Source organism: Streptococcus suis YS161 (genome assembly GCF_002760245.1).
Taxonomy (GTDB): Bacteria; Bacillota; Bacilli; order Lactobacillales; family Streptococcaceae; genus Streptococcus; species Streptococcus suis_I.
The window spans coordinates 1-26,571 of the sequence record NZ_ASCA01000088.1 but is presented as its reverse complement, the minus strand read 5'-3'; the positions used below and the strand labels follow the sequence as shown (position 1 = coordinate 26,571).

General features: G+C 42.9%; 23 protein-coding genes and 1 pseudogene. 7 read left to right on the top strand and 17 right to left on the bottom strand.

Going from position 1 to position 26,571, the window contains the following annotated elements:
• Positions 1 to 72 precede the first annotated feature (72 nt).
• Positions 73 to 501: pseudogene (locus tag SST111_RS11305) on the bottom strand (family 1 glycosylhydrolase); the annotation flags it as partial.
• Between the two features lie 237 nt (positions 502 to 738).
• On the opposite strand from SST111_RS11305, the gene SST111_RS11300 reads away from it, so the two are divergent.
• The 4 genes from SST111_RS11300 (at position 739) to SST111_RS11285 (ending at position 5,029) form a co-directional block, all read left to right on the top strand.
• Positions 739 to 1,911, top strand: coding sequence for an NAD(P)/FAD-dependent oxidoreductase (locus SST111_RS11300; RefSeq protein WP_099811478.1), 1,173 nt, complete (start codon positions 739 to 741; stop codon positions 1,909 to 1,911).
• Between the two features lie 9 nt (positions 1,912 to 1,920).
• The gene (locus SST111_RS11295; RefSeq protein ID WP_099811476.1) at positions 1,921 to 2,613 is read left to right on the top strand and encodes a GNAT family N-acetyltransferase; all 693 of its coding nucleotides are present in this window, start codon (positions 1,921 to 1,923) and stop codon (positions 2,611 to 2,613) included.
• An 82-nt stretch (positions 2,614 to 2,695) separates the two neighbouring features.
• Complete coding sequence (locus SST111_RS11290; RefSeq protein ID WP_099811474.1) at positions 2,696 to 3,394, top strand: ABC transporter ATP-binding protein; 699 nt, start codon at positions 2,696 to 2,698, stop codon at positions 3,392 to 3,394.
• Between the two features lie 9 nt (positions 3,395 to 3,403).
• Positions 3,404 to 5,029: a hypothetical protein gene (locus SST111_RS11285; RefSeq protein ID WP_099811472.1), complete on the top strand. Its 1,626-nt coding sequence runs from the start codon at positions 3,404 to 3,406 to the stop codon at positions 5,027 to 5,029.
• 140 nt (positions 5,030 to 5,169) lie between these two features.
• Here SST111_RS11285 and SST111_RS11280 read toward each other — a convergent pair whose 3' ends face one another.
• From SST111_RS11280 to SST111_RS11240, 9 genes are all read right to left on the bottom strand, one after another.
• Entirely contained in the window at positions 5,170 to 6,192 is a 1,023-nt protein-coding gene (locus SST111_RS11280) for a YeiH family protein (RefSeq protein WP_099811470.1), read from the bottom strand.
• A 9-nt stretch (positions 6,193 to 6,201) separates the two neighbouring features.
• Positions 6,202 to 6,525 carry an AzlD domain-containing protein gene (locus tag SST111_RS11275; protein WP_099811468.1) on the bottom strand — a complete coding sequence of 108 codons (324 nt, stop codon included), beginning with the start codon at positions 6,523 to 6,525 and terminating at the stop codon, positions 6,202 to 6,204.
• Positions 6,512 to 7,213 (bottom strand): AzlC family ABC transporter permease, encoded by a 702-nt coding sequence (locus tag SST111_RS11270; protein WP_099811466.1) that lies wholly within the window; start codon positions 7,211 to 7,213, stop codon positions 6,512 to 6,514. The genes SST111_RS11275 and SST111_RS11270 overlap by 14 nt, the downstream gene beginning before the upstream one ends.
• A gap of 119 nt (positions 7,214 to 7,332) precedes the next feature.
• A complete protein-coding gene (tsaD, locus tag SST111_RS11265) occupies positions 7,333 to 8,340 on the bottom strand; it encodes a tRNA (adenosine(37)-N6)-threonylcarbamoyltransferase complex transferase subunit TsaD (RefSeq protein WP_099811465.1) in 1,008 nt (335 codons plus the stop codon).
• Positions 8,330 to 8,770: a ribosomal protein S18-alanine N-acetyltransferase gene (gene rimI, locus SST111_RS11260; RefSeq protein WP_099811463.1), complete on the bottom strand. Its 441-nt coding sequence runs from the start codon at positions 8,768 to 8,770 to the stop codon at positions 8,330 to 8,332. Before rimI ends, tsaD begins: the two co-directional genes overlap by 11 nt.
• A complete protein-coding gene (gene tsaB, locus SST111_RS11255; protein ID WP_099811461.1) occupies positions 8,767 to 9,450 on the bottom strand; it encodes a tRNA (adenosine(37)-N6)-threonylcarbamoyltransferase complex dimerization subunit type 1 TsaB in 684 nt (227 codons plus the stop codon). The genes rimI and tsaB overlap by 4 nt, the downstream gene beginning before the upstream one ends.
• 197 nt (positions 9,451 to 9,647) lie before the next feature.
• On the bottom strand, positions 9,648 to 11,237 hold the full coding sequence (locus SST111_RS11250; RefSeq protein ID WP_099811459.1) for an ATP-binding cassette domain-containing protein: 1,590 nt from the start codon (positions 11,235 to 11,237) through the stop codon (positions 9,648 to 9,650).
• A gap of 148 nt (positions 11,238 to 11,385) precedes the next feature.
• Positions 11,386 to 12,678 carry a radical SAM/SPASM domain-containing protein gene (locus SST111_RS11245; protein ID WP_099811457.1) on the bottom strand — a complete coding sequence of 431 codons (1,293 nt, stop codon included), beginning with the start codon at positions 12,676 to 12,678 and terminating at the stop codon, positions 11,386 to 11,388.
• A gap of 268 nt (positions 12,679 to 12,946) precedes the next feature.
• Positions 12,947 to 13,825, bottom strand: a complete 879-nt coding sequence (locus SST111_RS11240; protein WP_099811455.1) for an Rgg/GadR/MutR family transcriptional regulator — start codon at positions 13,823 to 13,825, stop codon at positions 12,947 to 12,949.
• A 298-nt stretch (positions 13,826 to 14,123) separates the two neighbouring features.
• On the opposite strand from SST111_RS11240, the gene SST111_RS11235 reads away from it, so the two are divergent.
• Positions 14,124 to 14,354 (top strand): DNA-dependent RNA polymerase subunit epsilon, encoded by a 231-nt coding sequence (locus SST111_RS11235; RefSeq protein ID WP_044754810.1) that lies wholly within the window; start codon positions 14,124 to 14,126, stop codon positions 14,352 to 14,354.
• Positions 14,355 to 14,357: 3 nt separating this feature from the next.
• On the top strand, positions 14,358 to 16,037 hold the full coding sequence (rnjA, locus tag SST111_RS11230) for a ribonuclease J1 (RefSeq protein WP_099811453.1): 1,680 nt from the start codon (positions 14,358 to 14,360) through the stop codon (positions 16,035 to 16,037).
• 566 nt (positions 16,038 to 16,603) lie between these two features.
• On the opposite strand, the gene glnA is transcribed toward rnjA, so the two are convergent.
• The 5 genes from glnA to gap form a co-directional block, all read right to left on the bottom strand.
• The gene (gene glnA, locus SST111_RS11225; RefSeq protein WP_099811451.1) at positions 16,604 to 17,950 is read right to left on the bottom strand and encodes a type I glutamate--ammonia ligase; all 1,347 of its coding nucleotides are present in this window, start codon (positions 17,948 to 17,950) and stop codon (positions 16,604 to 16,606) included.
• Positions 17,951 to 17,979: 29 nt separating this feature from the next.
• A complete protein-coding gene (locus SST111_RS11220; protein WP_002940041.1) occupies positions 17,980 to 18,351 on the bottom strand; it encodes a MerR family transcriptional regulator in 372 nt (123 codons plus the stop codon).
• A gap of 75 nt (positions 18,352 to 18,426) precedes the next feature.
• A complete protein-coding gene (locus SST111_RS11215) occupies positions 18,427 to 18,942 on the bottom strand; it encodes an FUSC family protein (RefSeq protein WP_099811449.1) in 516 nt (171 codons plus the stop codon).
• A gap of 209 nt (positions 18,943 to 19,151) precedes the next feature.
• A complete protein-coding gene (locus SST111_RS11210; RefSeq protein WP_099811446.1) occupies positions 19,152 to 20,351 on the bottom strand; it encodes a phosphoglycerate kinase in 1,200 nt (399 codons plus the stop codon).
• Positions 20,352 to 20,497: 146 nt separating this feature from the next.
• Positions 20,498 to 21,508 (bottom strand): type I glyceraldehyde-3-phosphate dehydrogenase, encoded by a 1,011-nt coding sequence (gap, locus tag SST111_RS11205; RefSeq protein WP_024397990.1) that lies wholly within the window; start codon positions 21,506 to 21,508, stop codon positions 20,498 to 20,500.
• Between the two features lie 272 nt (positions 21,509 to 21,780).
• Here gap and SST111_RS11200 point away from each other — a divergent pair, with 272 nt between their 5' ends.
• Positions 21,781 to 22,944: a glycerophosphodiester phosphodiesterase family protein gene (locus SST111_RS11200; RefSeq protein ID WP_099811444.1), complete on the top strand. Its 1,164-nt coding sequence runs from the start codon at positions 21,781 to 21,783 to the stop codon at positions 22,942 to 22,944.
• 475 nt (positions 22,945 to 23,419) lie between these two features.
• On the opposite strand, the gene SST111_RS11195 is transcribed toward SST111_RS11200, so the two are convergent.
• Complete coding sequence (locus SST111_RS11195) at positions 23,420 to 24,739, bottom strand: glucosyltransferase domain-containing protein (protein ID WP_373560746.1); 1,320 nt, start codon at positions 24,737 to 24,739, stop codon at positions 23,420 to 23,422.
• Between the two features lie 233 nt (positions 24,740 to 24,972).
• On the bottom strand, positions 24,973 to 26,571 hold a 1,599-nt coding region (locus tag SST111_RS11190), incomplete at its 5' end, for a glucosyltransferase domain-containing protein (RefSeq protein WP_218963968.1).

The window sequence follows — 26,571 nt, the reverse complement described above, 5'->3', positions numbered from 1 at the left end:
TTCCCGTTTGGTCATAAACTGCTCAGACGGGAATAGTTCCTTTAATTGTTTAAATGCTTAACTTAATGACATTGCCTTATTTTCCCAGCCCCCTTTTTCCTGTAAGACATAAGGCAAATCGAAATGATAAAGATTGACCAAAAGCTTTATCCCACGCTCTCGAATACCTGCAAATACAGCCCTATAAAACTCCACAGCTTGCGGATTGACCTCGCCTATCCCTTCCGGAATCAGACGTGACCACTGTATAGAGGTGCGAAAAATACTATGACCTGTTTCCACCAACAAATCCAAATCTGACTGGAAATGTTCATAAAAAGTCGATGTTTGTTCCGGTCCTATTTGCTGGTGAAAGAGCTTAGGTTCCTGACTGTACCAGTAATCCCAGTTATTCCACCCTTTTCCATCACCAGCTACACTTCCCTCACTTTGAGGACCTGAAGTGGAGGAGCCCCACAAAAAACCTTCTGGAAAACGATACTCTCTTTGCCCAGTTACCATTCTTCTACCTACTTTCTTTCATGCTACAGACGGAGTTGTTAGAACCTGGATTCACAATGCAGCTTCCACAAAATTACTTTGCTTGTACATACAGGCTCTTGATAAAAACTAATTTCCCTTAGTCTAAGTATACTCCCCTAACCCGTCAACGGTCTTCCGCAATCTCAAGGAAAAACTCCACAAATCATAGCAAAGACCCAAACTACTTTCTTGATAAAAATATGATACAATAAAGGCATGAATACAGTAGATACCATTATTATCGGAGCGGGGCCTGCTGGCATGATGGCCGCTATTTCTTCTAGTTTTTACGGCAAGAAGACCCTGCTCCTTGAAAAAAATAAGCGTTTGGGCAAGAAACTGTCTGGCACAGGTGGCGGACGTTGCAATGTGACCAACAACGGTACTTTGGAAGACCTACTAGCTGGCATTCCTGGCAACGGCCGCTTTCTTTACAGTGTCTTTTCTCAGTTTGACAACCACGACATCATGAATTTCTTTCAGGAAAATGGGGTCAAGCTCAAGGTGGAGGACCACGGCCGTGTCTTTCCGACCACCGACCGTTCCCAGACCATTATCAAGTGCCTGGAGATGAAGATGCTGGAAAACGGCGTGGACATCCGTACAGGGACTGAGGTGGTGTCCGTCCGCAAGATTGACGACCTCTTCCATGTCAAGACCAGCGAGGAAGTCTTTACAGCTCCCCAGCTCATTGTCACCACCGGCGGCAAGACCTACCCTTCCACTGGCTCGACTGGCTTTGGTCACGACATTGCCCGCCACTTTAAGCTGGCAGTCACGGAGATTGAGGCTGCCGAAAGCCCTGTCCTGACCGATTTCCCCCACAAAAAGCTCCAAGGCATTTCCCTGGACGACGTCACCCTGACCTACGGCAAGCACGTCATCACCCACGACCTGCTCTTTACCCACTTTGGCCTGTCGGGGCCCGCTGCTCTTCGTCTGTCTAGTTTTGTCAAAGGCGGCGAAACCGCATTCCTCGATGCTCTGCCGACCCATTCTGAACAGGACTTGTTTGAGCATTTAGAAAAGAGCAGAGAAAAATCCGTCAAGAATGCCCTTTCTGAACTCATGCCAGACCGCCTAGCAGACTTTTTCGCTGAAAACTACGACTGCAAGGTCAAACAGGTCTCCCAAAAAGACCTGACCAAACTGGTCATTCTCCTCAAAAACCTCCCTATCAAGATTACAGGCAAGATGTCCCTGGCCAAGTCCTTTGTGACCAAGGGTGGCGTTGACCTCAAGGAAATCAATCCAAAAACATTAGAGAGCAAGAAGGTCCCAGGCCTCCACTTTGCTGGTGAAGTCTTGGATATCAACGCCCACACAGGTGGCTTTAACATCACCTACTGTCTAGCAACTGGCTGGGTGGCGGGGAGTTTGCATTATTAGGAGGAAATCATGCCTATCAATTCATTCGGCCAAGAGATTGGCCTGCCCTTGCCACATTACACCAGTGGCGAGCAACCAAGCCTGGAGACTATACAAGGACAAACAGTTCGCTTAGAAAAACTGAGCCTGTACCATGCAGATGATCTCTATCAGTTTTATGGCCCCAATGCTAAGAAATCCGACTGGACCTATCTACCCATTGAACCCTTTAAGGACAGAGCGACATTTCAGGACTATTTCCAGACTCTTTTGGACTCGACCGACCCCTATTATCTAGCTATTATTGACCAAGCAACCAATCAGGCAGTCGGAACCTTTGCACTTATGCGTATTGACCCAACTAACCGCGTCATTGAAGTGGGATGGGTCCTCTTTTCGCCACAACTGCAACGGACCCGACAGGCGACAGAAGCTCACTATCTTCTCATGAACTATGTGTTTGAAGAACTGGGCTATCGACGTTATGAATGGAAATGCGACTCGCTCAACCAAGCCAGTCAAGCTGCTGCCAAACGCCTGGGATTTACCTACGAAGGCACCTTCCGTCAGGCTCTAGTTTATAAGAATCGCAACCGGGACACCGATTGGTTTTCAATACTAGACACAGAATGGCCCGATCGAAAGCGTGCCCTTGAAAACTGGCTAAAGGATTGTAACTTCGATGGCCAGGGTCAGCAAAAACAATCCCTATCCTCTTTCTAAATTCAAGCAAAAATCTGCTTGAATTTTTTTGTTTTTATTGTATAATAAAACTATAACAATATAACAAAAAAGGAGATTGGCTATGCAACTAAAACTTTCTTCTATTTCTAAAAAATTTGATCACAAGATTATTCTGGAGAACGCCAGTTTTCAATTTGAACAAGGCAAGATTTACGGTTTGCTGGGGCGGAACGGAGCTGGTAAGACGACCTTGTTCAACTGCATTGCCCGCAATCTGACCTTGGATGGTGGCTCGATTCAGTTTGTGAAGGATGAAAATGCCTTTGACTACGATAATACGGACATCGGTTTTACCCAGACCTATCCGCAACTACCTGCCTTTATGACGGCTTACGAGTTTGTGCGTTTCTATATGGATATCCACAAGGATAAGCTCAAATCTCCTCGTAGTCCAGAAGAATGGCTAAACTTGGTGGGTATCGGACTAGAAGACCAGCACCGTCTGCTAAAGGACTTTTCCCACGGTATGCAGAACAAGGTCCAGTTGCTCCTGTCCTTAATTGTCCAGCCACCTGTCCTGCTCTTAGATGAACCACTGACTTCCTTTGACCCTGTGGCTGCCCACGAGTTCAAACAGCTGATTCGGGAGGCTAAAAAGGATTCCGTTATTATCTTTTCAACCCATATCTTACAACTGGCTCAGGATCTCTGCGACGAAATTGTCCTCCTGCATCACCAAGAATTACAGGCTGTTCCGAGTGACAAGCTCCACGATCCTGATTTTGAACAGGAAGTGGTTGCCCTTTTGACCGCAGACTAGGAGGGACTTATGAAAACCATTCTACGTTATTTTTGGTATCAGGAAAAATACAATCTCTATCGGACCGTCAACGGATTTTTCTACTACCTGCGAAAACTGCCACTTGTTGGCAAGAGCATTCCAGAGAGTATTTTCAAGTCTTACAGTTTTAAGTCTGGTCTCTTTTTAATCCTGCACATCCTCTCCATCCCCAGTCGCTTTCTGGTCAAGGGTTTGTGGCTGGTCTTGAATTTCTACTTTGCTTCCTTTTGGATGAATATCTTAGCCAGTGAGGAATTGACTTTTTGGAATATTCTTCCAGGGACCTGGCTTCTAGGCTTTGCCATTTGGATGGTCTTTGTTGGCTATGCCTATCGGTTTGGCAAGGGATTTGAGCCTTTTATCGCCAAGTCCGAACGGGAATTCATGCAAAATTTTGGACTTTCTCAATCTAGTTTTCTCCAGAGTCAACTCTTTGTAGAGCCCATTATCACCAGTCTGTTCTACCTGCCTGCCCTGCTGATTTTTTCTAGCCTGTCAGGAAATTGGCTCTATCTGCCTCTAGGATTACTGACCATTCCAGCAGGAAGCTTTGCTGGACAGGCTCTCAACCGCTGGTTTTTTAATCGTCAGATTCTATCCCGCCGTAATTCTTGGCAATACTGGGTTATCTTGGGTACTGGTCTAGCAGCCATTGCCAGCCTTATCCTTTTCCGCAATCATCTGTCGCCCATCTTTTTACTGCCTGTCCTTGCCTGTCAGGTCTTGCTGATTTGGTTTGGCTACGGTTATTTGAAACAACAGACCAATCATCTGGACTATCTCTATTATTGTATGGACCAGTCCTTGCAAATGGATAAGAAGATTTTTGAGATGACCAAGGGCAATGAATTTACTCGTCAGGGTTTGCAGATGCAGGCTAAGCTTAGTATAGAAAAAGGGAAAGACCTGTCCCATCTGTCAGGCATGACCTACTTAAACGCTCTGCTATTTGACCGCTATCGTTCTGTCCTTACGAAAAAACTGCATTTTCGCTTGGGTTGTCTTTTGGCTATTGTCCTTTTTATTGAAGGAATTCGTTGGTTTTCAAAAGAGGACATTCAGATAAGCAATACCAACTACATCGAGGGACTACCTTTTGCGTTCATGGTCATGTATGTGGCCTCCATGGGCAAGGCAGTCGCACAGATGGTCTTTGTTAATTGCGACATTTCCATGCTCCACTATCCATTTTACCGCGAAGCAAAGACCATTATTGCAGGCTTTCATTATCGTTTTCTGCAAACTGTAAAATTAAATGCTGCCTTCTCTGGTTCTCTATTATTGGCCCTCATCATCTTTACCAGAGCGCAACTACCTATTGAAACCTATCTCCTAACTGCTCTGCTCCTGCTGAGTCTAACAGCCCTATTTTCCTTCCACGACCTTTTTATCTACTATATTCTCCAACCCTTTACCAAGGATATGGAGGTTGTCAACCCAGTCTATAAATTTCTCAGTGGCGTTCTCTACTGGGTGGCCTATCTCAATATCAAGCTGGATTTAGGCAGTCACTTGTACATCCTACTCATTTCCATAGCTATGATTACCTATGTCAGCATCGGTTATTGGATTTTATTGAAAAAAGCTCCGCAGACCTTTAGATTGAAGGAATGAAAAAGCAGCCTCTCGCAAGAGAAGGCTGTTTTATACTCAATGAAAATCAAGAGTAGCCTAGGAAACGAAGGTGATGATAGAACTGAGGTTCATCAAACCAAGTTGACAACGGATAATTTTGATTTTCGAAGAGTTTTACTTTACCAAATTCCCAAGATTGCCTGCCAAACCAGTGTCAGCACAGTCACTCCCAGCCAGCAAATCAGACCAATCAGAAGAGCAGCTCTGCCATTTTTCACCAAAGAAAAGACATCTGTTCGCAAACCAATAGCAGCCATGGCCATACAAATGAGAAACTTGGACAGAGTTTTGAGCGGGGCAAAAAAATCCGTCCCTAATCCACCATGACCTGCCATTGTAGTCACCAGACTAGCCAAGATAAAATAGAGGATAAAGGTCGGAAAACCTGTCAAGAGTGAACTCTTGTCTGCCTGAACTCCCTTTCCTCGACTCCGCCAAATCGCCAAGACCGTCGTAATGGGAATAATAGCCAAGGTCCGCGTCAGCTTGACGGTCACAGCTGTGTCCAAGGTCTGACTGCCCAGGCCGTAAAGACTATCCCAAGTAGCCGCTGTTGCAGTCACCGACGAGGTGTCATTGACCGCCGTTCCGGCGAACATCCCAAAGGCCTGACCCGAATCGGTCGAAAACCCAAGCCAAGTTGCCAAAGTCGGAAAAATCAAGGCCGCCAAGACATTAAAGAGAAAGATGACCGAGATAGCCTGTGCCACATCCTCATCATCTGCCTGGACAATGGGAGCTGTCGCCGCAATGGCAGAGCCTCCACAGATAGAGGTCCCTACGCCAATCAAGGTCGCTAGATGAGATGAAATGGGCAACCATTTCCACATCAGAAATGCCAAAAACAAGGCAATACTGATGGTTGACAGAATAATTGGTAGAGATTGGCGACCAACTGCCAGGACCGCAGATAGATTCAAACCAAATCCCAAGCAAATCACCGCATACTGCAAAATCTTCTTAGAGGTAAAGGTCAAGCCTGACTGAAAGGCATTTTTCCTTGCGACATAGGAATGCAGGCTCATCCCGATCAGAAGGGCAAAAACAGGCCCACCCACCAATGGAAACAAGCTACCTAACCACTGTCCCACCAAAGCCAAGACTAGACAAAGTATCACACCTCTGGCATTTTCCTTAACCATAAGCCCCTCCTAGAACACCAAGCGGAGAGCAGCTGTCGTCAAGACACCAACTACTACTGCGAGGAGGATATTTTTGGTCCTTAGGACCACCAAAAAGGTCGGAATGAGGGCCAGACTTTCGACGGGGAGAAGGCTGGGGAGTGTGCCCACCTCTTCATCCATGATGCTGGACAGGGTCAGGGCAAAGATGATGGTGATGGGTAGAAAGCTGAGAAATTTCACCAACTTTGGAGGCAGGGATTTGTTCTGCGTCAGTACAAAAGGTAGGACGCGTGGCACCCAGGTCACTAGGGCCGCCGCCAGAATAATCAATAGAATACTAGTTTTTATCATCAATCATCACCCCCACAAAACAACCCAAAATCGTCGCCAAGAGTACAGCCACATAAGACGACACCAGCACAGACAGGCCGACATAGGCTAGACCAACCGCCAGCAAAATCAAGCCGATTTTTTTCAAAGGAATAGTCCGAGCCATCGCCTCTAGTTGCCCTGAGAAAATCCCGACAAACATGGCAACCAAGGCAAAATCCAAGCCAAACTGCTCGGGATTTGGAATCAAACCACCGATGAGATTGCCCAGAGTGGTAAAGATAACCCAAGAAGCATAGCCAGCAAAGTTGTTGCCGTACATCCAGCTAGGGGCAATCTGCTTGTCCTCAATGTATTTCCGCAAGAGAACCGCATAGGACTCGTCCGTCACAAAAGAGCCAATCAGGATATTGGAGCCTAGACTGTTGCCCTGAAAAATGGTCGTTGTATGTAAGCACATAAGAAAATTCCGCAGGTTGACAAAGAAAACCGTCACCGCAATCGACAACAAGGGTGCTCCAACCAAAATCATAGCACAGATGACAAACTGGGCACTCCCTGCATAGACCAAGAGGCTCATCAAAGCCATTTCCACTGCAGAAATGCCTGAATTGACCGATACCACTCCACAGGCTAGGCCGATACTAGCATAGCCCAGAGCTGTGGGGATAGCATCACGCATCCCTTCGCGAAAATCCTGTACTTTCATCTTCTCTCCTTTGAAATCAAGTTATATCATTCTAGTATAGGAGACAATCTCTCCCTCGTCAATAACAAAGTTGGTACATCATTAGAAAAAGCTGGGCATCAAAATCCGCTGTTTCTTTCTTACAAATTTTCAAAAGCTAAACTAGGCTTGGCATTCAAGTCCCAACCAGCAAAGTTTTCCTTGTTGTATTCGCTAACGGCTGCCAAGGCAATCATACCAGCATTGTCACCGCAGAGGCGAAGCGGGGGAATGATGACCTCTACATCCGTGATTTCAGCCGCCAACCGTTCTCGCAAGCCCTGATTGGCTGCTACACCGCCCGCTACGACCAAGGTCTTAACAGGGTATTGTTCCAAAGCCTTCTTGGTCTTGGCCATGAGAATATCCATAACACAGGCTTGGAAAGAGGCTGACAGGTCCGCATTAGACAAGGTTTCCCCTTTCTGCTGGGCATTGTGGTAGAGGTTGATAAAGGCAGATTTCAAACCTGAGAAAGAAAACTCCAGATTATCTTCCTTTATCATAGCACGAGGGAAGTTGTAAATGTCCTGCCCCTCATGTGCCAACTCATCGATGACCCGACCAGCTGGATAGGGCAGTCCCATGACCCGCCCCACCTTGTCGTAGGCCTCGCCGACCGCATCATCTCGCGTTTCGCCGACAATCTTGTAGTCGCCCGCTTCTGACACATAGACCAACTCCGTGTGTCCGCCGCTGACCAAGAGGGCCAAGAGGGGAAATTCCAATTCCTTAACCGCACGCGCCGCCATCAAATGCCCTGCCATGTGGTTGACAGGAATGAGCGGCAGACCATTAGCCCAAGCAAAGGCCTTGGCAGCCGAAATCCCGACTAGCAAAGCACCAACCAAGCCAGGCCCATAGGTCACAGCCACAGCCGTCAAGTCCTCTGCCGTCACCTCCGCCTCCAGCAAGGCCTCCTCGATACAGGCCGTAATCACTTCCACATGGTGACGGCTGGCCACCTCGGGCACCACCCCACCAAACCGCTGGTGGCTGGCAATCTGGCTGGCAATGACATTGGACAAAAGCTCCGCCTCATTCCGCAAAACAGCCACCGAGGTCTCGTCACACGAAGTCTCGATCGCCAAAATCAATCTATCTTTCATTCCGTTCTCTCTTCATTAGCACCGCGTCCTCGACAGGATGGCGGTAGTAGTCTTTTCGTTTTCCTATTTTGGTAAAATGCTGGCGTGTATAGAGGGCCTGAGCTGCACGATTGGACTCTCTCACTTCGAGGAAGATATCCCCCTCCCAGTCCATCACAGCAGCCATCAGTTGACTGGCGATTCCCAACCTCTGAAAATCAGCCCTGACAGCAATCTGCAAGATTTCCATCTCATCCAGCACCGTCTGAACAGCCAAAAATCCGACCAATTCCTGACCCTCATAGGCCAGATAGTAGTCCTCATCCTGACTAGCCATACTGGACACAATCTGCTCCAAATTCCAAGGAGATTGGTCATAGACCGACTGCATAACTGCCAAAACAGCCTCTGCCAGATTTTCCTGACCGTCGTAGTGTTTAATCTCTATCATACACGCTTGATATAACTTTCTGAGCCAGCTTGGTTGTCCTTGAGCCAGTTTTCCTCTGCCTCTACTCGCTTGAGATAGTTGGGCTCAAAGCTGGTGACATCTACTGCAGGCAAGTCTTGACCAAGCACCGCCAGCTGATAGGCAGACGGCAGACTAGTTTGGTAATGGGCAGTTGGCAGAACTTGCTCGATTTGCTCCATGAAGTTTTCTACTTCGCCGACAAAGGTGATATTCTCCTTGCCAGACAGGCTAGAAAGCAAGTCCTCAAAAGACCAGTAGCGGTCTGGCTCGGCTGCTCTGCCATTTTCATAAACACCTGCATAGACGCAGTTACGGCGGGCATCGATGAGGGGCACCACCAGACCCGTCAGGCTAGGCGGAACCAGGGACTGAAGACTAGATAGCCCCACCAAGTCAATCTTGAGGGTGTAGGCCAAGGTCTTTGCAGTCGCCACCGCCACCCGCAGACCCGTGTAGGAGCCAGGTCCCTGAGCGACCACAATTCGCTCCAAGTCTTTGGGCGTCCAGCCCACCTGTGCCACCAAAAAATCGACCACAGGCATGAGGCTGATACTATGATTTTTCTTGACAGCCAGCAGGGTTTCCGCCTGCAAACGACCATCCTCCACCAAGGCCACCGATAAGGCCTGGTTGGAGCTGTCTAAAGCTAGTATTTTCATAAGTTTCTCTTTCCTTACGTCATTCGGTTTGCTTTTATTACTTCGTTAACTCACTTTGCCGTACCCCAGTACAGCCTACAGCTCGTTGCCTAGTACTAAAAGCAAACTGAAAGACTTTTCAATGCTACTTTCTATTGTAAGCTATCTTGGATATTTTTTCAAATAATGAAAAGACTGGGTTGTGATTCCCCAGTCTATCATTCTTCTCTTTTCAACTCTACCACTTGATCATACTGAATATCCTCATCGATATGGTGGGCAATTTCCAATATCATAATCGGTAAGGAATGTAGGAGTTTACGAACGGCCTTACCATTTTTCTCATCCAAGGCTGCGGTGACCTCATCTGCTAGGAGAATATCCTTCTTCCGCAAGAGGAAACGAGCGATTTCCAGACGAACCCGTTGACCGCCTGAGATATTATCACCGTTGTTTTCTACCTTCACATTGAGAATATCTGTAAATTCATCCAAAAGCCCAACCTGTCCCAAAACATCCAATAATTCTTGGTCTGTGAAATCATCACCCAAGGTCAGATTGTAACGAATGGTATCGCTAAATAAAAACGGACTTTGGCTAATCAAACCGATATTGCCCTGAAAATCCTCTCGCTCCTGACCACCAGCCTCCGTCACATACACCCGCCCCTGATTTGCTGTTTCTTGCCCCAGCAAGATCCGAAAGAGCGTTGTCTTACCAGAACCACTGGCACCTTTGATTAAAACCTTTTCTCCCATCTTGAAGGAAACATTCAGACCAGCAAACAGTTGCTTATCGCCATAGGCTTTGGCTAAATCTTTCATATGCAAGCCCTTAATGTCAGACAGATGACTTTCTTTACGCTCCACAAAATCAGGCTCTGTTTCCAAAATGCCGAAGATTTTATCTGCAATAGCTTGAGCTCCTTGGATATCGACTGCCATGTACATGAGATTCTGAATTGGACCAGCCAGGCGGTTGGAAGCAATAAACATGGTTAAAAGCTTGGCAACTGTGATAGCCTCCCCCTGCATAGCCAAGTAGAACCCAATAGCCACAGGGATAATTTGGCTAATAAACTCCATAAAACCGTTGAAGAAAAAGACAATATTGTGGGTAAAACAATAGCCTTGAATAGCTCGTTGATAGGTCTTTTGAACCTGATTGACCCGCTCATAACTCTTCTCCATACTCTGATTGACAAGGAGTGTTTCACTACCATGGACACTATCCGAAACCTCTTCATGTAGTTTAGTACGAAGGTCTGAATATTCCTGACCAGAGTCCTTTAATCGCCGATTCAAGATAAACTGCGGAATCGGTCTGAGAATGGTAAATACCACAAAAATCAAACCTAAAATCAAATCCTGCATCAGAATATAAATCGCCGTTACCAGAGTAACAAAGCCCCAGCTAATATAGCTGTTAATAGGCTCAAGATAACGATCCCCCAAGAGTTCCATATCTTGTGTCAGGAGCGTGATGCGATCGTTTTGGCTGTAATGAGGATTGGCAACTAACTTGCGAAATAGCTTTGCACGGATACTATTATGGATTTCCCTACGAAAGACATTATGAGCATGGTTGCACAGCAACATAAAACTATAAACAACGGCGTAAACTGACAAACCATAAATCAGCAACTGCCAAATCTTTTCATAACTTAAATCACCGGACCCAAGTTGCAGAATTTTCTCCATGACCAAGGGCTGCACCAAGGTCATCCCACCATTGATAACCAAGCCTATTAGAACCGGCCATTTGTATTTTTTGTCAATGTAACCATAAATTTTAAGTATTCTTTTCATAGACAATCTCCAATAGCAAAAAGAGAGGCTAGCACTCCTCTCAAAAAATTTTTTACGGTGTTGTACAAATATTACAGTTGTTGGTAACCGCTTGGAGAATATCTTCTTTATAAATTTTATTAGTATTAACAGTCATAACTTCCTCCTCCTAGCCCACATCTAAAATATCATGATAGGATTTAGTCAATGCGAATAGTGCTAGATTCCTCTCAACAACCCTTTGTATACTGCGACACAATACCTCTGATGGATGTTTTGAAATCCGCTTGGCCATTGGGCAATGGCCTGACTTGCAAATTAAGACAAATGGACATGATTTACAGTTTTCATCCACTTCAATCACCCATTGACTCAATTTATCATGATTAATAAAACCTTTATTTATATTACCAAATACATTTTGGGGATGATATAATGCGACTGTACAAGATTGCACAATCCCTCTTACATTAAACATGTAGTGATTCATCCGATTGGCATAACAGGTGAAACGATTGTTTAAAAAGTGACTAATTAGAGTAGTTTTGTAGCCGAGCGAAATAGCGAGTTGAGATAATTCAAAACTTGCATCATACTCTAATAAAGTAACACAATCCTTATCCGAACGCTCACCTTGGCCCCAGTTACCAACATTATGATAAGCAAATCCAAATCGCTTATCATTTTTAAAATATACGCCATCTTCATATAGAAAAGATTTTACATTCTCTAGATTCTCTTTTGAAATATTAAAGCGAATCGTACAAAAGAAATCTAGTTCACTATCTTTCATAGCTTGTAAATTTTTGTATATCCGTTCGTACGAGCCTCTTTCATTTTTCAAAACCCTTTGACAATCATGACTATTCTGATCCCCATCTAAAGTAATTTGATAGCTAATTACCTTGTATTCAGAAACCAATTTTTTTAACTTATTCGGCGATAATAAGTAACCGTTTGTGGTAATAATAGCCATATATTCCACATTGAGTCTATGACAAATTTCTTTGAATTTTTCAGAAAGATATTGAATCGTACGATATCCGAGCAGTGGCTCTCCACCAAACCATGAAACTTTGAAAACCTTATACTTTCCAGTACTCAACTGCTCTTCCGCAAATCTCAGAATTGCATCCTCTGTCTCTCTCGACATAGCAATGTTTTCAAATTTTTCATAACAATATTTACAGCGAAAATTACAATCCCCATGCGTTAAAATCGTAAACTCTAATAAAGTGTCGTCTATCTCACGTATCTTCCTTAACGACTGATTTACTTCATCGTCCTCTGGAAAATAATGAAACTGTTCAAGGTAAGCCTTATATTGCTCTCTAGTCTCCTCGTCAGTCTTCAATTTTTCTAATAATTGATTTGTGATTAGAAATGAATGATTGTTCTTTGTATTGAAATAGACAATACCATCGTCACATTCCTGACTGAGAACATAGGGTGACATCTCCATACGCATACCTCCCTGTCTTTGATTTCATTTATTATTTCTTGTCTAAATTCTAACACAACTCAATTGGTACTATTGAAACTTGAAAATATGTAATTTATTTTTTATAAAATTACATATTTTCAAGTTAATAATTGCCGTGAAAAAATGAATTATAATGAAATAAAAAAACAAGGAGGCTTGATTAGCTATGAAGAAGGCATTTTTAAAATCAGTATTTTACCTTTTACTAACCATACCCATTATTATTTATCCAATTCTTCCGACTTCACTAACAATCTTCTTTTAAAACACATAATTTGTAATGACGTTCCAAGAGCGTCGATACTTTGCTACTCACTATCAATCCAACGGAGGCAATATATGTCTCTGTTTTTGTTTGAAATTCCATGGAGCCACCTGATTTGATAAGTGAAATACATAGCTTGTAGTAATTCACAAAAATCTGTTCAAAAGCATCTGTTGTCTCAACCAGTCTCTCCAGTTCCGTTAAAAACTCCTCCGCTAAACCGTACTTCTCACGTTCTATCATTTCTCCGACTGAATTGATCAGTATTTTTTTCAAATAATCTCTATGCTTTCTTAAATTTCGATAACTTTTGGATTTATTCTTCAACTCAGATAATAGACTAACAATCATATGCTCATTCAACAACATTTGCGCATTCAAAAATAAATACAACTCAAAACTCGTCCACTCCTCAATGGCAAAGAGATAATCTGAGAGAAACTCTCTATCCTCATCGTCAAAATCAGATTGACCATCTAAGGCAGCCAGTGCTACCTTGATGACTATTCCATTTAACCTAGCATAGAGATTTCCCTCAGCTTTCAAGAGGTCTGACTCCAGCAAGGCCTGCAACCCATTCCTATTTTGTTGATAATACAAATCTGAAATCAGATTAGCTAGCTCAATATGGGGCGCTTCCTTGTAGCCATGATATTTGTAGGTGAACTCCTCCATGGTCATGTTGATACCCTCGACAGCCACAATCAACTTATCCGCTGCCAACATAGACTTGCCCGATTCAAAGCGTGATAGCTGGGCTGCTGTAAAGTCTCCACCGACAACATCCTTTTGTTTGACCAAGCGAGAACGACGGAGTTCCCTGTAAAATTCTCCCAATCCTATTTGTGGTACTGCATCCATAAATTACCTCCTCTCCCATTAGATAATGTCGCTTACATTTATTATAATATACAAATATATATTTGTCAATCTCGCTCATTTATCCATTTATTCTCTGCTTGTTTCTGAAAATCATGACACTTTTCCATTTTCCTACCAAACCCTTTTACCATCAGCATATTTTATGGTATAATGAAGAGTACATTTAGACTGAATAATTTGACAACTCGAGAAAATTGAATAGGCATTACCAGACAGGCTCAACTGTTTGGGGCTTTTTTCATAGTTGCCAGTCAAAAAGAAAGGAACTATACTACACATGATTTATAAAGTATTCTATCAAGAATCAAAAATTAGCCCACGTCGCGAGCAAACACGCGCTCTTTATCTAGACATCGATGCAACATCAGAATTGGAAGGTCGTATTATCGCGCGTGAATTGGTGGAAACCAACCGCCCTGAATACAACATCGAATTTATCGACCTCTTATCAGACAATCATCTTGAGTACGAGAAAGAGCACGCAGATTTCAAAATTACGGAGTTTTAATCCATGTCATCAGTCAATCTAAAACCTCATGAAGTTGGCGTTTTCGCCATCGGTGGTTTGGGAGAAATCGGGAAAAATACCTACGGTATCGAGTATAAGGATGAAATTCTCATCGTCGATGCCGGTATCAAGTTCCCAGAAGATGACCTATTGGGTATCGACTACGTTATCCCAGACTACTCCTACATCGTTGAAAACCTAGACCGTGTTAAAGGTCTGGTCATTACCCACGGGCACGAAGACCACATCGGAGGCATTCCCTTCTTACTCAAGCAAGCTAATGTCCCAATCTATGCTGGACCTTTAGCCCTCGCCCTTATTCGAGGCAAATTGGAAGAACACGGACTGCTCCGTGATGCGACTTTGCATGAAATCAACCACAAGACTGAGTTGACTTTCAAGCACCTCAAAGTCAGCTTCTTCCGTACCACCCACTCCATTCCAGAACCACTTGGAATCGTCGTTGATACCCCTCAAGGAAAAATCGTCTGTACCGGTGACTTCAAGTTCGACTTCACTCCAGTTGGCGAGCCAGCAGACCTACACCGCATGGCTGCTCTCGGTGAAGAAGGCGTTCTCTGCCTCCTCTCCGACTCTACCAACGCCGAAGTTCCAACCTTTACCAACTCGGAAAAAGTGGTCGGTCAATCCATCATGAAATTGATTGAAGGCATTCATGGACGCATCATCTTTGCTTCCTTTGCCTCCAACATCTTCCGTCTGCAACAAGCAGCAGATGCCGCAGTCAAGACCGGACGCAAGATCGCTGTCTTTGGACGTTCCATGGAAAAAGCCATTGTTAATGGTATCGAGCTCGGCTACATCAAGGTGCCTAAGGATACCTTCATCGAGCCAAACGAGATCAAAGAATATCCTGCCAGCGAGATTATGATTCTCTGTACAGGTAGCCAGGGTGAGCCTATGGCAGCCCTCTCTCGCATCGCCCACGGTACCCACCGTCAAGTGCAACTCCAGCCAGGCGACACGGTTATCTTCTCGTCCAGTCCTATTCCGGGAAATACCATAGGTGTCAACAAGCTGATCAATATCTTGATTGAAGCCGGTGTCGATGTCATTCACGGCAAGATCAACAACATCCATACCTCTGGGCACGGTGGCCAGCAAGAGCAAAAACTCATGCTCCGCTTGATCAAGCCAAAATACTTCATGCCTGTCCATGGCGAATACCGTATGCAAAAAATCCATGCCAGCCTAGCTGTTGATACAGGCGTGCCAAAAGACAACATCTTCATCATGGAAAACGGCGATGTCCTAGCATTGACCAAGGATTCTGCCCGCATAGCAGGGCACTTCAACGCTCAGGACATCTATGTGGACGGAAACCGTATCGGCGAAATCGGCGCAGCTGTCCTCAAAGACCGCCGTGACCTCTCAGAAGACGGTGTTGTACTTGCTGTTGCAACCGTTGACTTCAAATCCAAGATGATTCTGGCAGGTCCAGATATTCTCAGCCGTGGTTTTATCTACATGCGTGAATCTGGTGAGCTTATTCGCGAAAGTCAACGCGTCCTTTTCAACGCTATCCGAATTGCTATGCGCAATAAAGATGCCAATATCCAAACGGTCAACGGAGCCATCGTCAACGCCCTACGACCATTCCTATACGAAAAAACAGAACGTGAGCCAATCATTATCCCAATGATTCTGACGCCTGACCGATAACACACTAAAATCCCAGAGGTTATACCTGTGGGATTTTTGCTTAATCTAGCTTACCTTTGTTAAATAATACAGTTGCTACAATGGACAAAACAAATTAGGATAGCTACATCTGGTTGGCTTGACTGATAGGGTTAAATCTCTCTCCACTAGATCATGACTCGATTTCCAATTTCCTGACTCATGAAAAAATGGTCGCTTGAGCCATTACTCGCTTTCTAGTTTCTCGGCTCGTGAACAAAGGACCCGTCGGGGTCCTAATTCGCTCCATTGTTTTCAAGCTCATGAAAAAATGGTCTTAGCGCCATTACTCGCTTTCCAATTTCTCGGCTCATGAACAAAGGACCCGTCAGGGTCCTAATTCGCCCCCTTGTTTTCAAGCTCATGTCTATCTCCTCGCCCCGCTATTTCTGAGCTCGGGCTGAAACAGTCTCTTCCCAGACTGTTTCACTCCACCGGACCATGACTCGTTTTCCAATTTCCGGACTCGTGAAAAAATGGTCACTTGAGCCATTACTCGCTTTCCAATTTCTCGGCTCATGAACAAAGGACCCGTCAGGGTCCTTTGTTTAATACATATCCAAATAGTTGTCGATTTCCCATTGGGAAACGTAAGTTGCGTAGCTTGCCCATTCAATTTTCTTAGCTTCCAAGAAATTGGTATAGATATGATCACCTAGAGCTGCACGAACAACTTTATCTTTACGAAGTGCCTTCAAAGCATTGTGAAGTGTTGAAGGAAGATCTGTAATTCCTGCCTCTCGACGTTCTTCATCAGACATGGCATAAATATTAGATTCAACTGGCGCTGGAGCCTCAATCTTGTTTTCAATTCCTGACAAACCAACTTCTAAGAGCACTGCCATAGCCAAATAGGGGTTTGCTGTTGGGTCTACAGAACGCAACTCCAGGCGAGTTCCCATTCCGCGTGATGCAGGTACACGAACCAATGGCGAGCGATTTTTCCCCGCCCAAGCGATATAGACAGGAGCTTCAAAACCGGGAACCAAACGCTTATAAGAGTTGACTGTTGGGTTTGTAATCGCAGTGTAGTTATAGGCATGCTCAATCAAACCACCAAGGAAGTAATAGGCTGTTTGAGAAAGTTGCATTCCACGAGGATCTTCTGGATCAAAGAAGGCATTATTCCCATCCTTATCAAAGAGGGACATATTACAGTGCATACCTGAACCAGCAATACCAAATTTAGGTTTTGCCATAAAGGTCGCATACATACCATGCTTACGAGCAATTGTTTTAACAACTAATTTAAATATTTGAATGTTATCGCATGCTTTCAATACATCTGCATACTTGAAATCAATTTCATGCTGACCAACCGCAACCTCGTGGTGACTAGCTTCTACTTCAAAGCCCATTTCCGTCAAGACATTGACAATTTCGCGACGGGTATTATCAGCCAAGTCCGTTGGTGCAAGATCAAAGTAACCACCTTTATCATTTACTTCAAGTGTTGGATTGCCTTGCTCATCCATCTTAAAGAGAAAGAATTCTGGTTCAGGACCAAGGTTAAATGATGAGAAACCAGCCTCTTTCATGTGACGAAGAGATTTTTTCAAGTTTCCACGTGGGTCACCTGCAAATGGCTCACCATCCGTTGTATAGATGTCACAAATCAAGCCGGCTACACGACCATTTTCATCACCCCAAGGGAAAATAGTCCAAGTGTTCAAATCTGGGTAAAGGTACATATCCGACTCATTGATACGAACAAATCCTTCAATCGATGAACCATCAAACATCACTTTATTTGACAATACCTTGTCAACCTGCTCATCAGTTGCTGGAATTTCTACGTTTTTCATCACTCCCATAATGTCTGTAAACATGAGACGAAGGAAGGTAACGTTTTTCTCTTTAATATCACGTTTGATATCTGCGACTGTGAATGCCATTATTTTTCTCCTCTATTTTTAAAAGCTAATTACGACGAACGGAAAATGGAACTAGGACTTGAAAACCGTCCTTGACGACTGAATTCATCATGTAAGATACGACGTACATCCTCATCTGTCAAGGTTTTCTGTTGTTTTTGAACCTTGGCTTTCGCCTCACGATTTGCATATTCCTTTTTAATCGCAGCAATATTCAAACCTTCATCCAGAAAATCCTTGATTTCAAGAAGTAAGTCCATATCATTTAGAGAATACAAGCGACGATTCCCTTCATTTCGATCTGGCTTAATCAAGCCCTGATCTTCATAATACCGAATCTGACGGGCTGTTAAGTCAGTCAACTTCATGACACTGCCAATTGGAAAAATGGCTAAGGAACGACGGAACTCTTTTTCTCTCATAATGAACTCCTTTCTGCTCACTATTATAGGGGAAATTCTTGTATCGGTCAATAGGCAATGTTATATTTTATGACATCAATTCTTTTGAAATCGCTTTTTTAAAAGATTCAAATCATAATTGACCAGAATTGCAATAAAAACGCCAATAAATGTTTCAAATACCCGAATAAAGACATACTGAATAGTATCACCTGCAGGAATCGACAAAGAAATAATGAGCAAGGCAGAGACTGCACCAATAATCCCAGCCTTGTTATTCATAGCCACATTGGTCATAATAGTCAACATGACAAAGATGGGGACAAATACTGCAGTTACCCAGAAATGATTAGAAAATAATCTATCTAGCAAAAAGAAAATCAAGGCATAGAAACCGCCGATAGTATTTCCTAATACACGAGAAGTCCCGAAATGCACACTTTGGTCAAAGTCTTCACGCAGGCTAAAGACAGTTGTCAAGGCAGCAATCTGAATACCCTGCCAGCCCATATAACCAAAAAGCACTATAACTAAAAAAACAGCTAGACCGGATTTAAAGGTCCGCATTCCCAATCTAAACTTTTTCGGATCAAATGCATATTTTTTAAACATATCTCTATTCTAACATGATTTTAAGTAAAATGAACTCATTATCCCAAGAAATACAGAAAAGAGCTGGTTACCCAACTCTTTTCGCCGTAATTTTTACTTTTCAGTCAATGCTGCACCTTGCTAGACTTTCTAACTCGCTTAGCTTCGTAGAAATTCTACGCGATGCACTAGAAAAGAGTTGGTATCCCAACTCTTTTCGTCGCAAGTTTTTACTTTTCAGTAAGAGCTGCAAGACCTGGCAATACTTTACCTTCTAACAACTCCATTGATGCACCGCCACCTGTTGAGATCCATGAGAACTTGTCTGCACGGCCAAGGTTGATAGCAGCTGCTGCTGAGTCACCACCACCGATGATTGATTTCACACCTGGTTGTTTCACGATAGCGTCCATTACACCGATTGTACCAGCTTGGAAGTCTGGGTTTTCAAATACACCCATAGGTCCGTTCCAAACAACTGTTTTCGCACCAGTCAAGGCTTCGTCAAACTTAGCGATTGACTTAGGACCGATGTCAAGACCAAGGAAGCCTTCTGAAATAGCTTCGCCTTCAGTGTCGCGAACTTCAGTGTAACCTGCAAATGCGTTAGCTTCTTTTGAGTCAACTGGCAAGATCAATTTACCATTAGCTTTTTCAAGAAGTGCTTTTGCCACATCAAGCTTATCTTCTTCTACAAGTGAGTTACCGATTTCGATACCTTGAGCTTTGTAGAAGGTGTAAGTCATACCACCACCGATAAGAACTTTGTCAGCTTTTTCAAGAAGGTTCTCGATAACACCAATCTTATCAGATACTTTTGAACCACCAAGGATTGCCACGAATGGACGTTCTGGAGTTTCAACAGCTTCTTGGATGTATGCAATTTCGTTTTCCAAAAGGAAACCAGCTACTGCTTTTTCTACGTTTGCTGAGATACCAACGTTTGATGCGTGTGCACGGTGTGCAGTACCAAATGCATCGTTAACGAAGATACCGTCACCAAGTGAAGCCCAGTATTTACCAAGTTCTTCGTCGTTTTTAGATTCTTTCTTACCATCAACATCTTCGAAACGAGTGTTTTCAACAAGGAGAACTTGTCCATCTTCCAAAGCATTGATAGCTGCTTCCAATTCAGCACCACGAGTAGCACCAGCGATGAAAGCAACGTCTTGACCCAATTTAGCTGCCAAGTCAGCTGCTACAGGAGCCAATGATTTACCTTCTTTATCAGCTTCTTCTTTCACACGACCAAGGTGAGAGAAAAGAATTGCACGTCCACCTTGCTCAAGAATATACTTGATTGTTGGAAGAGCTGCTGTAATACGGTTATCGTTAGTGATAACGCCATCTTTCAAAGGCACGTTGAAGTCCACACGGACAAGAACTTTTTTGCCTTTCAATTCTACATCTTTAACAGTCAATTTTGCCATTAGATAAGAACTCCTTAATTTAAATTTACCCTACCATTGTACCATATTTTCTGTATTTTTTCTTGTATAAAGATATTTTTTTCACAAATCTACAAAAAGAACGAATGAAAAAAAGAGGCCGAAGCCTCTTCGATTTTCACTAAGGATTATTTAGCGATTTTTGCGAAGTACTCAAGAGTACGGACAAGTTGTGAAGTGTAAGACATTTCATTGTCATACCATGAAACAACTTTCACCAATTGTTTGCCGTCAACGTCAAGAACTTTAGTTTGAGTTGCGTCGAACAATGAACCGAATGAGATACCTACGATATCTGAAGAAACGATTTGGTCTTCAGTATAACCATAAGATTCGTTTGAAGCAGCTTTCATTGCAGCGTTAACTTCTTCAGCAGTAACGTTTTTGTCAAGTACTGCTACCAATTCAGTTACAGAACCTGTTGGAACTGGAACACGTTGTGCAGCACCGTCCAATTTACCGTTCAATTCTGGGATTACCAAGCCGATAGCTTTAGCAGCACCAGTTGAGTTAGGAACGATGTTTGCAGCAGCAGCACGAGCACGACGAAGGTCACCACCACGGTGTGGTCCATCAAGAACCATTTGGTCACCAGTGTAACCGTGGATTGTAGTCATCAAACCTTCAACGATACCGAAGTTGTCATGAAGAGCTTTAGCCATTGGAGCCAAACAGTTTGTAGTACATGAAGCACCTGAGATAACTGTTTCAGTACCATCAAGGATGTCGTGGTTAGTGTTAAATACAACAGTCTTAACATCGTTACCACCAGGAGCAGTGATAACAACTTTTTTAGCACCGTTAGCGTGGATGTGTTGCTCAGCTTTTTCTTTAGAAGCAAAGAAACCTGTTGCTTCCAAAACGATATCTACACCGTCAGTAGCCCAGTCAATGTTTCCTGGCTCACGCTCAGCAGAAACTTTAACGAATTTACCGTTAACTTCAAAACCACCATCTTTAACTTCAACAGTACCGTCGAAACGACCTTGAGTTGTGTCATATTTCAACAAGTGTGCAAGCATTGCTGGATCTGTAAGGTCGTTGATACGAGTAACTTCAACACCTTCTACGTTTTGGATACGACGGAAAGCAAGACGACCGATACGTCCGAAACCGTTAATACCAACTTTAACTACCATGAATGATTTCCTCCTTATGAAAATCGAGTTCTTTATTTTAAAAGGCAAGCCTTTTAATCCTTTTGTGAAAATTGTAACTTGTAAATCTACAAGTCAGTTTTCAACGTTCTTATTATATAACTTATTTAATAAAAAAGCAAGAATTTCATATTGTTTCATTAGCAATATATGGGGCCACCTTCGTTTTTTGAAATCCCACTAATTCAATTGGCTAAAACCTATAAAATTTGATACAATTGTTAAGAATGTTTTTTTAGAAAGTAATTGTTCTTATGCCAACAAATCACTCAAAAAGTCATCAAAGACGTCCCAAAAATAGAATACGTCGTCCTAGGTGGCAAAAATGTATCCTTAGCATTCTTATCCCCTTACTGAGTCTGGGAACTTGGTACGGATCAAGTTTAGCCAATAGCTTTACACAATCCCTACTCTCAGATCTATTTCCCAATCATGTACAGACAATTTATATTCTATTTTTTGCTCTTCTATATAGCAACCTAGTCCTTGCCATTACCCTTCCTTTATGGGTCTGGTGGAAAATAGTATTTAATGAAAGATTCACTTGGTGGAACCCCTCCTCACTTCTTGTCATTTTTCTTCCAGCCTTACCTGTTTTTTTATTCGCCCAGTATGAAGCAAGATTTCATCTGCCTCAGTCTCCTCTTGTCATTTCTCATCGTGCTCTAAATGATCATCAAGCCATCGAAAATACGGTTGAGGCTGTCCAAATAGCTAGCCAAAGTAAGCCAGATTATATCGAAATCGACCTTTGGGAGACCGCCGACTTTGAGTTTATTGCATTTCATGATCCAAGTTTGATCAACTGGGCAGGTATTGATTATCGTCCCCATGATCTGACTTTGGCAAGTCTAACAGAAACGACAATAACAGATGCAGCTGGACATACTGCCAAAATCGCAAGTTTTGATCAGATTCTAGCTGAAGCATCCGCTCAAAATCAGAAACTCTTAATTGACTTTAAAACATCAGAACAGGATAGTCCTCAGATGGTGGATAACTTCATGAAAAAATATCAGCAACTCTTTGAGAAAGATGGACACCAACTCCAGGCTGGCAGCTATGATTTCATGAAAACTGCCCTCTCCTACTCCCCAAAATTCGAAACATACTTGTTAATGAATACTCCTCCGGAAAATGAATTGCCTAATCTAACGGGCTATAGTGTTCCATTGGACCAACTAACCGACGAATTACTTAACTATATTCGTGAATCAGGAAAATTACTTTATGTATGGACAGTCAATACTGATGAAGGTGTTCAACAAGCAGACTCAATCGGAGTAGATGGTATCATCACTGACTATCCAAGTCGTATCCAAACAATTCTGTCCAGCTTATCACAAGCTAGCAAATACAATCAATTGTATCAAGAACAATTACAATTCTTTAGAATTTTTCCAGTACATAATCAATGATTCCATTTATGATAGAATGTCATTTGTCCGATTTCCTGTCACAACCGTTCATTCTCATCCCAATAGAATTCGTCTGAAATTGATTTTCATTGAATCGAAAGCCTTCTCTACCGCCAGTTTAGCTGGTGGTTTTTTGTTCTATTTTAAAAGAAATGCCTTTGGTTTCAGGAAGATGAAAACTTTAAAAAACGCATTTTGATTGCCTTGAACAGTGAAAAGAGCTGGGGATAGCCCTTTTCAGCTTATCTCCTGAAAATGGGAAAGAGATAAAGAAAGGGAGTGGGAAAGACATCCATGATGGCTTCGCCATCACTTCCAAATATGAAGGAAGTACTCTCAGATCAAAGACAAAGTCGCTAGAATGACATTACTAACGACTTTCAGAATGAAGACAAACCTCAATCGAGATATTTGTCTTTTTTCCATCTTCTAGCCTAAATTTTTTTCTTTTTTCTAAAATAGAGGACCTTTCCCCTCAATACACCGCCATATGAATGGTATCACCTTTGATGATGATTTGGTCTGGTGAGAAGGTTGACCAGTCCTTGCTTTTAAAATAGGCTTTTATAGCGGAATCCTTCTCTGTTTTTTCAAGCTTTTCCCCTGTCATATACGTATAGATTGAAAATGGGTAGAAATTTGTAACGGGGCTTTTCACTAAATTCCCCGTGTTAAGTATTCCCGAATGACTATCTATAAAGTCTGTATATTGATTATCCAAGCGAGGATGTGCATCTGTATATATTGCTCGCTTTGTTACTTTTATCTGCGTCTTTTCCTCATAGTCACGAACCATTTGCTGTACCACCTGCATACGGTTTTGGTCCAACTGGGTGACGACTATCTGTTGTAAAAATATTTTGTTAAATGTCAGCGTAAGTACTGCTAGATAGAGGGTGACTAGTGTACCTTTGACTAGCTTAGCCTTTTTGAAGTTTAGTCTAGCCAATAATAAGAAGAGACCAACCAAACAAGCAGCCGAATACGTAGACCGAGCACCTGAACCAGCTTTTGTAACCAAACTTAGGGCACATGGCAAAAGAAACAATAAAGGAAGAGCCAGCAAGATAAGCTTCGCTCTTGTCTTCTCAGCTGCTGTCCCATTAAGTTGTCGTTTCACTCTCCAGAGGAGATAGCCAATGGCAAGCAAAAGTGAAAACAAAAGAAAACCATCGGGACCAATGTTGAAACCTAAAATATATGATTTGATCAAACTTTTTAAAAGTTGTAACATTCGAGCGACTAGTCCAAGATTTTCAAGATTAAATCGACCAATGCCGAAGAATTTTAGGTAAAAAAGTGAAACAAGACCACTCACGACAAATGGGATCGAGGAGAGGAGAAAGCTACGAATAGCTGTCTTAACATCTCGTTTTTCCACCGCAAAACATAGACAAAGCATCAAGTACAAGGAAGTAAAGGACTGGTAGGTGAGCATGGATACTGTCGCTAAAACGGTAGAAACCAGGAGCCAATGCGTAATCGGTTTGCAAATCCGTATATAAGTGGCAAGAATAGCCATCAATAAAGCAAACATCATCATACCACGTTCAACAAATAAAAAATAGCTGATGATAAAGGGATTGACCAAGATGATTAATGACAAAAAAGGAGCCATCAAAGAGGAAGCTACCTCAGTCTTTTCAAACAATCTCGCTAAACACCACACAGACAAGCCCAGAAAACAAAGTGCTAAACAACTTGAGATAAGCAAATAGAGTTCTGACGCTTGATGCAGACTCCCCGTCAGGATAAAGAATAAAGAAATAAAGGGACGACCATTTCTACGAGACATGTTGGTGGCACTTTCCATCCATGTGCGATTAAAATGAATATACGTATCAGCTGTAAAACTCGGATAGAAACTCAATCCAAGGACGAGTAGCAGGAACAGGATTACCCCCCCCTGCTACTATTTTTTTATTGTTTTCTTTTGCGGACATGCAATCTCCTTCTTAACACCTGTATTTACAAGTGAAGTGCTTTTTTATCATGGAAAGGCTAAGCAGTGAATACAGTTTCTAAACATCATTCAATCAGCTTTCCATCTTCTTTCCATTTAATAATAATCGTCTTATCATCTCCGTAAATCGTATGATAGTAAGTATCTACTAGCATGGGAAGTTGAGTGTCGGGTATGCCACCAATTATTTCCTCAATAATAAAGTCATTCAACTTTCCTCGTTCCCAATACTCCTTATAACTTATCTCTAACATTGGGTAGGCAAGAAACTGTTTTCTTAAGGCTGGTGGAGGAGGAGTCTTTTCAGGAAAATACACTTCTACACTTTCTCGATTCTTAAACTGTGGTAAGTGAATCAAATCCTCATAGACCAACTGATAACGGAAGTCTTTATAGTCCTTAGAAACTGTCAAAGAATTCCCATAGACCAAACTATAGATAAAAAAGCTGTAGGCAAGGACAAGAATTGGTAAACGAAAAACAGGTCGTCCCCCCTGCTCTACTAAAACCACTCCACAGAGGACGACAACGACCGCTAGACCGTACATGGCACGAGTATGTGTCTGCGGTTCTACCAGAATGGGGTAGAAACCAAAAGATAGTAACAACATCAAGACAAGTGAAACAAGAGGTAGGCTAAATCCAATAAGATTTCTCTTTTTACTAATAAAGTACACTAGGAAACTTCCTAAAATAACAAAAGTCGTAATAAGCCACAAAGGGGTAGACCCATCCCATACCTTGCTAAAATAAGCTGTATAGTTTTTCAGGAGAAACTCAGGAATCTCCGAAAGAGCAGGAATACTTACATCAAGATAATCTTTACGAGGAGCAATCATGACAACTAGATAGAAATACAGAGCGCCAGCTCCATAACCTAGTAAAGACTGCCATAAGAAACCACCTAACTCCTTATGCCAGCCCTTCTCCTGCCACATTCTCAGGAGCAATAGGATGACTAGCATGGGAAAAATCCCAAAAGAAGCCTGGTAGGATGTCATGACCAGTAAGCTTCCAAGAAAACAAGCTAAGACATACCATCTAGCCCCTGAAAAGCGGAACACAAGCGGAAAGACCGCAGCAAGCAGTGAGAAAGCCATAAAAGGAGCATCAAATTTATAGCTAAGATTGACGATGAAAAAAGGATTTAAACCCAAAGGTACAAGTGCTACTACTTCCCAAATCGTAAATGCCTTACGCTTATAAAGCAGACCTAATAGGAGGATACCAACAAGAGCTAGGATAGCGACTGCCAGTATCTGACTATAGGGAGAGACATCAACCGCAAACTTACCCCCAAAAAAGTAAATGGAGCTTCTCTCCGTAAAAAAGCGACTCCAATCATCCCAACCTCGATTACCTCTAAAAAATCGCCCTTGATCATCATTATAGTAGACATTTGCTCTCAAAAGGGCACTAATCCCAAGGAGATAAATGCCAAACAGGATGGCAAAGCTTGTTTTCGCCGAAAAGACCCACTTCTTGGTCGCTACTTCGCATGATAGACCCTGCCACCAATTGACAAGCAGTCTATGAAAATGTGACAAAACCTGAGCAATAATCGGAATAGCAAGAATCCGAAGAATGTTAGTGGTGATAAAGCTAATCCCCATCCCACCAAAAAGTTTTGTCACCATACCCCCTACAATCAAGACTGCTAGAGG